Below are 8,593 nucleotides of genomic sequence, written 5' to 3'. Positions count from 1 at the left end.
ACTTTTCTGGAAGACCTGCTGTTCACCCATCGCGGCCTGAGCGGCCCGGCGGTGCTGCAAATATCGAGTTACCTGCCAGCGGGCGCACCGATCCGCATCAACCTGGCACCCAACACCGATTTGCTGCAGGCACTCAGCCACGCCAAAGCCACCTCGCGCAAATTGATCGCCAATGAGCTGGCAGCCCAGGTGCCCGCGCGGCTGGCCAATGCCTGGGTGCAACAGGGCCAAAGCGCGGGTCACAACTGGCAGCGCCCCATCAACGAGGCCACGGACAAGGCGCTGGCGGCGCTGGCTGAACGCCTGACGCGCTGGGAACTCACCCCCACGGGAACCGAGGGTTACCGAAAGGCCGAGGTCACCGCCGGTGGCGTGGACACCCGTGATTTGTCTTCGCAGACGCTGGAATCAAAACAGCCCGGCCTGTATTTCATCGGCGAAGTGGTGGACGTGACCGGCTGGCTGGGCGGCTACAACTTTCAGTGGGCCTGGGCCAGCGGATTCGCCTGCGCGCAGGGCCTGGCGGCCAGCTTGCGGCCAGACTTGCCCGTCAGACAGTCATAAAATGCACGATTAACCTGGCAATGCCAATTCCCGGCATGGCAAGCAGCGGTAAGCGCTTAACCATTTACCGCTGCTGGCTCACCCAACATTTCTATGGACACCATGCAAGATACCCAGAAACCCAGTGCTCCGAGTACCGCCGATTTACAACGTGAAGTTGCCGAATTGCTAATCGAGTGTCTGAACCTCGAGGTCACGGTAGATCAAATCGCGCCGGACGCCCCCTTGTATGGCGATGGCTTGGGCCTGGACTCGATTGATGTGCTGGAAGTCGCGTTGGTGGTTTCCAAGCGTTATGGTCTGCAATTGCGTGACGACAGCGAAGACAACAAGCACACGTTCAGCTCGCTGCGCAACCTGTGCGACTATATCGCCGCCAAGAGAACCCGCTGATGGCACGCCGCATGGTGCGCGGGCTGGTCATTGCGGCGCTGGTGATCGGCTATCCGCTCCTGGCGCATTACACCAATGAATCCGCGCACAGCGACAACCTGGGCGCGCTGGTGGCCATGGCACCGGTGCTATTGCTTGCGCTGGTACTGGCCTGGCGCTCACCTCGGCGCGTCATGATGCTGGGTGTGCTGCTGCTGTCGTGTGTTGCGGCGTGGGCGGGATGGTCGGCGCTTGCACAGCATTTTGGGCTGGTGTACTGGCTACAAAATGTGGCGATGCAGCTGATACTGTTCATGACTTTTGGGCGTACTTTGATCGCTGGGCGGCAACCGCTCTGCACTCGCTTCGCAGAGGCGGTGCACGGACCCTTGACGCCGCAACATGAAACTTACGCACGCCAGGTCACGGTCGCCTGGACCCTGTTTTTTGCCGCGATGGCCTTGGCTTCGACCCTGCTGTTTTTTCTGGCGCCGCTGACCACATGGTCTGTTTTTTCCAACTTTCTGACGCTGCCTTTGGTCGCCTTCATGTTCATCGCCGAATATGGGGTGCGCCGATGGGTACTCCCCGATACGCGCCATACGCACATTCTTGATGCCGTGCGGGCGTTCAGGAACACACCGGCGCGTCCACGCTAGTGCTGGCCGCCCTCACCATGACTTCACTGCCGCTGGTATCCCACGTCTCCCCGGACAGCATCATCGCCTGGCGCGCCGATGGCGCCGTCACACGGCGCCAGTTCCTGGCCGAAGTCAACCAGCTGGTCGCCCGGTTTCCCGCCGGGGGGCATCTGCTCAATATGTGCGGTGATCGCTACCGTTTTAGCGTGGGTCTGGCGGCCGCCATTGTGGCCGGCAAAGTCAGCCTGCTGCCGTCTACCCACACGCCGGAAGTGGTGCGCCAGATCAAGGTGTTTGCACCCGACGTGTTTTGTTTGACGGATAACGACCGGTGCACGGTGGATCTGCCCCAACTCCACTACCCGGTCATGGAGACTGGCCTGCCGGACGCATTGGCAATTCCGCAAATTGATAGCCGGCAGCGCGTCGCCGTGGTATTTACTTCAGGCTCGACCGGCACCCCGCAACCGCATCCCAAAACCTGGGGTGCCTTGTGCGGTAGCGTGCTGGCTGAGGCACTGCGCCTGGGGCTGCCGCGCAACACCCCCTGCACCCTGATCGGAACGGTACCGCCGCAACACATGTATGGGTTTGAATCCACGGTGCTCATGGCATGGCTCAGCGGCAGCGCACTGAGCCATGCGCAGCCGTTTTATCCAGCCGACATTTGTCAGGCCCTGGCGGCTGTGCCCGCGCCACGCGTGTTGGTGTCCTCGCCCGTGCATCTGCGCACCTTGCTGGACGCCGGACTGGCGCTGCCGGAAATCACACTGGTGGTCTGCGCTACCGCGCCGCTGTCGGCGCAACTGGCACAGGACATTGAGGCCCGTTGCAATGCCCCTCTCTTGGAAATCTATGGCAGCACAGAAACCGGCCAGATTGCCACCCGCCGCTCGACGCAAACCGCGGCGTGGCAGCTGTTTCCCGGCGTAAAACTGATCGTCGAGGGGGACGCCGTGCGCGCTTGCGGTGCTCACATCGAGACCTTGAGCGCCATGAGCGACCTGATTGAACCCATTGACGAAGCGCATTTTTTATTGCACGGACGCATCGCCGATCTGGTCAATATCGCGGGAAAAAGGCATTCGCTGGCGAGTCTCAACCATTTGCTAAGCAGCATTCCCGGCGTGCTTGATGGCGCTTTTTACATGCCGGATGAAACCAGCCATGATCACGTGACGCGGCTTGCGGCGTGTGTCGTGGCGCCGGGCATGGATGCGCCCCATCTGCTGGCGGCGCTGCGTGAACATATTGACCCGGTTTTTCTGCCACGCCCCCTGCTGTTTGTCGAGGCACTGCCACGCAACATCACAGGAAAACTGCCACGCGCGGCACTGCAAACCCTCATTCAGACGCGCAGCGCACGAAAATCCGCATGACTAGCGCCACACACTGGACGGTTCCGCCAGATCATCCCGCCTTTGCCGGACACTTTCCAGGCACGCCCATACTCCCCGGCGTGCTGCTGCTGGACATTGCGCTGCACGCAATAGCCGCGGCCACCGGCTTCGCCCTGGCCCCGTGCGAGATCAGTTCGGTCAAGTTTCTGAGCCCGGCGCGTCCCGGCGACGAGCTGCTGATCCAGCACACCGTCCTGGCCAGCGGCACGATACGTTTCGACATCGTGGCCGGTATGCGCAAAATTGCCAGCGGCAGTATCGTGGCGAAATCGACTGGATGACAGCTCGCCCGACCACCGACCACACCTCGTGGGCGCATACCCCCGAGCGCAGCAATATGCTCATGTTGCGCGTCATGACCTGGATTTCACTGCGTCTGGGGCGGCGTGTGGCGCGCGGCGTGTTGCATCTGATCGCCGCCTATTTTTTGCTGCTTGCACCGGCCAGTCGTCGTGCTTCCAGCGACTATCTACGGCGCGCGCTAGGCCGTGCGCCGCACTGGCGCGATCTGTACCGGCATTTTTTCACCTTTGCGGCCACCATCCATGACCGCCTTTACCTGGTCAACCGCCGCTTCGATTTGTTTGATTTTGAAGTGCACGGCGAGGACACGCTGCGCCGCCTGCTGGCCGACGGCCGGGGCTTGTTCCTGATGGGTGCGCACCTGGGCAGCTTTGAAGTGATCCGCGCGATTGGCCGACAAGACACCAATTTGCGCATCGCCATGCTGATGCATCAGGACAACGCGCAAAAAATCAACGCCATGCTGAGCGCCATCAATCCGGAGGCGGTGCAGGATATTATTGGCCTGGGACACCTTGATTCCATGCTCAAAGTGCGCGAGCGCCTGGACGCTGGCGGTGTCGTCGGCATGCTGGCCGATCGCACCCCGGGCAACGACACCCTGTACCCGGTGCAAATCCTCGGCACGAACGCGAACTTGCCCGGCGGGCCGTTCCGCATGGCCGCCTTGCTGCAGCGTCCGGTGGTATTCATGACCGGGCTGTATCTGGGCGGCAACCGCTACGCCATCCATTTCGATTCGCTGGCTGATTTTTCTACCGTTGCGCGAGGTCAACGCGATGCGGCGCTGCAAGCGGCCATCACCCGTTATGCCGCGCTGCTGGATCAATACTGCCGCAAGGCACCGTATAACTGGTTTAATTTTTTCGATTTCTGGCAGCCCGCACCTACTGCAACCCCTCCCAAATCACGATGACACTGCCCTACCCCCCTATTTTTTCACTGCACCGCCTTCGCATGGCACTGGCATTGATGCTGTGGCCGGTCTTCAGTCACGCCGCCGACTGGGATATTGACCAGCTCATGCGCGGCTTGGCGCAAACCCGTTCCGGCCACGCCAGCTTTATCGAGAAGAAATCCATCGCCATGCTCGACAAACCGGTGGAATCCTCCGGAGAGTTGTTCTACAGCGCACCTGACCATCTGGAAAAGCGCACGATCAAACCCAAACCCGAATCCATGATCCTGGATCAGGGCACCCTGGCCATCGAGCGTGGCCGCCAAAAACATCACCTGCCATTGCAGGATTACCCCGAACTGGCAGCTTTCATCGACAGCATCCGCGGCACGCTGGCGGGTGACCGCGCGGCACTCGAAAGCAATTACCGTCTGAGCCTGGACGGCACGGCCGAACACTGGACACTGCAACTTCTGCCGATCAATGAAAAAATGCAGGCCGTGGTGCGGCGCATCCGCATCGTCGGCGTGCGCGACGCCCTGCGCAGCATCGAAATCACCCAGACCGATGGCGACAGCTCTCTGATGCTGATTGAAAAGTTGGCCACCCCGTGAGGCAAGCCCCAGCGCGACGCGGCCGCACAGCGATAGCCTGGTGGTTGGCGTTTATCCTCGCCTGCGGCATCATCATCAGCCGCAGCCAGTTCACGACCGATCTATCGGCTTTTCTGCCCCGCAACCCGACACCAGCACAGCAGTTGCTGCTGGAGCAGATACGTGACGGTCTGGCCTCGCGCCTTATTCTGGTGGGCATTGAAGGCGCCGATGCGTCCACCCGTGCCAGGCTTTCCAAACAAATCGCCCGGCGCCTGCGCGCTGATCCTGCTTTTGTCAGCGTCAATAACGGCGAGCCCGTCAGCGCCGAACGCGACCGTGTTTTTCTGTTCAATAATCGCTACCTGCTAAGCCCTGCCGTCGTTCCTGCACGCTTTAGCGCAGACGGCTTGCATGCGGCCTTGAGCGACAGCATCGACCTGCTCGCCTCGCCTGCCGGGCTGCTCGTCAAGTCGCTGCTACCACGCGACCCGAGCGGTGAAATGGTGCAATTACTCGACCAGCTCAATAGCGGCAGCCACCCGCGGATGGTTGATGGCGCCTGGGGCTCGCGCGACGGCTCGCGCGCCTTGCTGCTGATGCAAACGCGCGCCTCGGGCTCCGATACCGACGCCCAGCAACGCGCCATGGCCGCCATCCGGCAAGCGTTTGACACAGCATCCACGGCAAACCCGGCGGTCAGCTTGTTGATGACCGGCCCCGGTGTGTTTTCGGTGACTTCACGCGACACCATCAAAAGCCAGGTCAGCCGCTTGTCCATCCTCAGCATGGCGCTCATCGCAACGCTGCTATTGCTGGTTTATCGTTCCTTCAGCGCGCTGGCATTGGGTTTTTTGCCCGTCATCAGCGGCGCCCTGGCAGGCGTCGCGGCAGTCAGTCTGGGCTTTGGGGCGGTGCACGGCATCACCCTGGGGTTTGGCACCGCACTGATCGGCGAGGCGGTGGATTATTCAATCTACCTGTTTGTGCAGTCAGAACAGGGCAGTTCAGACCCGCAGAACTGGATCAAGCGTTTTTGGCCCACCATCCGTCTGGGCGTGTTGACCTCGATCTTCGGCTTTGCAGCGCTGCTACTGTCCGGCTTTGCGGGTCTGGCGCAACTCGGCCTGTATTCGATTGCCGGTCTGATAGCCGCCGCCATGGTGACGCGCTTCGTCCTGCCCCATCTGCTGCCGAGAAACTTTCGCATTCATGATGTATCGGCGATCGGCCTCGTCCTCTCCGGTCTGGTGCAACGCGCAGCCAAACTGCGATGGGCAGCGGCGTTACTGCTGCTGGCGGCCTGTGCCATCCTCGGCCTGCACCGCGCCGATTTGTGGAACGACAAGATATCCTCGTTAAGTCCTGTATCGCAAGCCGACCTGGCGCTGGACGCCAGTCTGCGCGCCGACATGGGCGCGCCTGATGTGCGTTATCTGGTGGTGGCATCCGGTGCCAGCCGGGAAGCCGTATTGCAGTCTGCCGAACAAGTCTCCACGCTACTGCAAACGCAAGTCGATCAAGGCGAACTCGCCGGGTTCGAGAGTCCCAGCCGCTATCTACCCAGTATCGTGACACAGCGCGCGCGTCAGGCCAGCCTGCCCGCCGCCGCCGAACTGGAAACACGGCTGGCACAAGCGGTTCAGGGTTTGCCGGTGCGTGCGCAACTGTTTACGCCGTTTCTGGCCGATGTCGCAGCCGCGCGCAGCCAGCCCTTGCTGCAAGCGACCGACCTTGAACAGAGCTCGATGGCCATGGCGGTGGATGCACTACTCATCCGCCAAGACCGCCATTGGAGCGCCTTGTTGCCGCTGACGGCACCGGAGGGTCACAGCATCAACGCCAGTCGAATTCGCGCCGCCTTGAATGGCACGGGCGCCACGGCTTTGCCCAATGTTCTGCTGGTGGATATGAAAGTCGAGTCCGATCACCTGTATTCCGGCTACCTGAATGAAATCATCCTGTTGTCGCTGGGCGGGCTGGTCGCCATTGTCGGGCTGCTGCTGTGGGTTTTTCGCTCGCCCATGCGCGTGCTGCGAATCATCGCGCCGCTGGCGGCGGCAGTCATCACCGTCACGGCGGGTTTGGCCGTGTTGGGCCAGCAACTGATCATTCTGCATCTGGTGGGCTTGCTGCTGGTGGTCGCGGTGGGCTCCAATTACGCCCTGTTTTTTGATCGCGCTGATCACCCTCTGCCTGACCCTCTCGTGCCGGGAGAGGGGACAATGGTTGCGCCCCAACCGATGGACCACACCATTGCGCCCCGCACGCTTGCCTCGATGCTGTTTGCCAACCTCACTACCGTCGCAGGTTTTGGCCTGCTTTCGTTTTCCAACGTGTCCATATTGCAGGCACTGGGCGTCACCGTCGCGCCGGGCGTCATCCTGGCGCTGATTTATTCTGCGATATTCGTCCGAAAAGCCCATGCCTAGTGCACGTTGGCAACCCACACTGTTGATCCGCGCCAGCATCGCGCTGCATGGACTGGCCTTGCTGGCAGTGATCGCCGAACCCGGGCAATGGCACTGGGCGTTGGGCGCCGTGCTGGCCAATCACGCCCTGCTCGCGCTGCTCGGGCTGTGGCCGCGCAGCCACTGGCTGGGATCAAACTGGACACGGCTGCCTGCCGCCGCCACGGCCAGAAATGAAATTGCCCTGACCATCGACGACGGCCCCGATCCCGTCGTCACCCCGCGGGTTCTGGACCTGCTGGACCGTTACGCGACCCATGCCACTTTTTTCTGCATCGGTGAAAAAGCCGCGCGCTACCCGGACTTGTGCCGCGACATCGTGAGCCGCGGCCATGCCATAGAAAACCACAGCCAGCATCACCGCCATCATTTCTCGCTGATGGGTCGCTCCGGCATTGCGCGTGAATTGCAGGCCGCCCAGGACACGTTGACCACGATTACCGGCCAGCGTCCTTTGTTCTTTCGTGCCCCGGCCGGCTTGCGCAATCCTTTTCTCGACCCGGTGCTCGCCCGGCTGGGACTACAGCTGGCGAGTTGGTCAGCGCGCGGCTTCGACACCCGGATCGGCGACGCGGAACGCATCAACAACAAACTATTGCGCGGCATGCGGGCGGGCGCCATTTTGCTGTTGCACGACGGCAACGCTGCACGCACATCCGACGGCACCCCTGTTATTCTCGAAGTGATCCCCACAGTGATGGCCTCCGCTGCGGCAGCTAATCTGCGTTTTGTCACCTTGCGTCACGCTCTCTCGTGACTCGCGTCAATCTTGCAGCACCCACGGAGAACAAGCCTTGAACGAAAATAGTCAGCCGACGCCCTGGTACCGTCAAATGGCAGCGGTCATACCCCGGCATGGCTATCTCAAAAGTATCGGAACAATGCTTTTCATTGGCCTTTTTTTCGCTGCTTACTTCTATTTGCTCAAAGTCCCGGCCTATCCAACCACGGTGATGCCCGTCATCTTGCTGGATCACCTGATCGGCTTTCAGCCTCTGGCCTTGCCCCTGTACATATCACTGTGGGTCTATGTGTCCCTGCCCCCGTTACTACTAGCGACGCGGCGCGAGCTGTATGGCTATGGTTTGGCGATGGCCGGAACCTGCCTTGCCGGATTGATCGTCTTCCACTTCTGGCCCACGGCAGTCCCCGCAGCCGAGATCGACTGGACGCAGTATCCCGGTGTCGATTTCCTTAAAAACATGGACGCCTCGGGCAATGCCTGCCCGTCGCTGCACGTCGCCACAGCCGTTTTTTCGGGTATCTGGTTACATCACTTGCTGCGCCGCTTCGGCGCGCCGCGGTGGATACTCAGCGTCAATTGGCTGTGGTGTATCGGCATCGTCTACTC

9 protein-coding genes and 1 pseudogene are annotated in these 8,593 nt (G+C 61.3%); all 10 read left to right on the top strand.

Annotated features, from left to right (window positions below):
• Window positions 1-564, top strand: a 564-nt coding sequence (locus tag B3V69_RS02440; protein WP_296443454.1) for an NAD(P)/FAD-dependent oxidoreductase, incomplete at its 5' end; no start/stop codon positions are given.
• Between the two features lie 102 nt (window positions 565-666).
• Complete coding sequence (locus tag B3V69_RS02435) at window positions 667-957, top strand: phosphopantetheine-binding protein (protein ID WP_296443452.1); 291 nt, start codon at window positions 667-669, stop codon at window positions 955-957.
• Window positions 957-1,595 (top strand): hypothetical protein, encoded by a 639-nt coding sequence (locus B3V69_RS02430; RefSeq protein ID WP_296443450.1) that lies wholly within the window; start codon window positions 957-959, stop codon window positions 1,593-1,595. Before B3V69_RS02435 ends, B3V69_RS02430 begins: the two co-directional genes overlap by 1 nt.
• Before the next feature lie 17 nt (window positions 1,596-1,612).
• The gene (locus tag B3V69_RS02425; protein WP_414707454.1) at window positions 1,613-2,956 is read left to right on the top strand and encodes an AMP-binding protein; all 1,344 of its coding nucleotides are present in this window, start codon (window positions 1,613-1,615) and stop codon (window positions 2,954-2,956) included.
• Window positions 2,953-3,258, top strand: coding sequence for a FabA/FabZ family ACP-dehydratase (locus B3V69_RS20700; RefSeq protein WP_414707453.1), 306 nt, complete (start codon window positions 2,953-2,955; stop codon window positions 3,256-3,258). The genes B3V69_RS02425 and B3V69_RS20700 overlap by 4 nt, the downstream gene beginning before the upstream one ends.
• Window positions 3,255-4,196, top strand: a complete 942-nt coding sequence (locus B3V69_RS02420; RefSeq protein ID WP_296443448.1) for an acyl-CoA synthetase — start codon at window positions 3,255-3,257, stop codon at window positions 4,194-4,196. Before B3V69_RS20700 ends, B3V69_RS02420 begins: the two co-directional genes overlap by 4 nt.
• Entirely contained in the window at window positions 4,193-4,792 is a 600-nt protein-coding gene (locus B3V69_RS02415; protein WP_296443444.1) for a LolA-related protein, read from the top strand. Before B3V69_RS02420 ends, B3V69_RS02415 begins: the two co-directional genes overlap by 4 nt.
• Window positions 4,793-4,836: 44 nt before the next feature.
• Window positions 4,837-7,203: an MMPL family transporter gene (locus B3V69_RS02410; protein ID WP_296443442.1), complete on the top strand. Its 2,367-nt coding sequence runs from the start codon at window positions 4,837-4,839 to the stop codon at window positions 7,201-7,203.
• Entirely contained in the window at window positions 7,196-7,999 is an 804-nt protein-coding gene (locus B3V69_RS02405; protein WP_296443440.1) for a polysaccharide deacetylase family protein, read from the top strand. Before B3V69_RS02410 ends, B3V69_RS02405 begins: the two co-directional genes overlap by 8 nt.
• Window positions 8,000-8,123: 124 nt before the next feature.
• Window positions 8,124-8,593: pseudogene (locus tag B3V69_RS02400) on the top strand (phosphoesterase); the annotation flags it as partial.

Origin of the sequence: Rhodoferax sp. UBA5149 (assembly GCF_002413825.1) — a bacterium.
Lineage (GTDB): Bacteria > Pseudomonadota > Gammaproteobacteria > Burkholderiales > Burkholderiaceae_C > Rhodoferax.
This window is presented reverse-complemented; position numbering and strand designations above follow the sequence as displayed.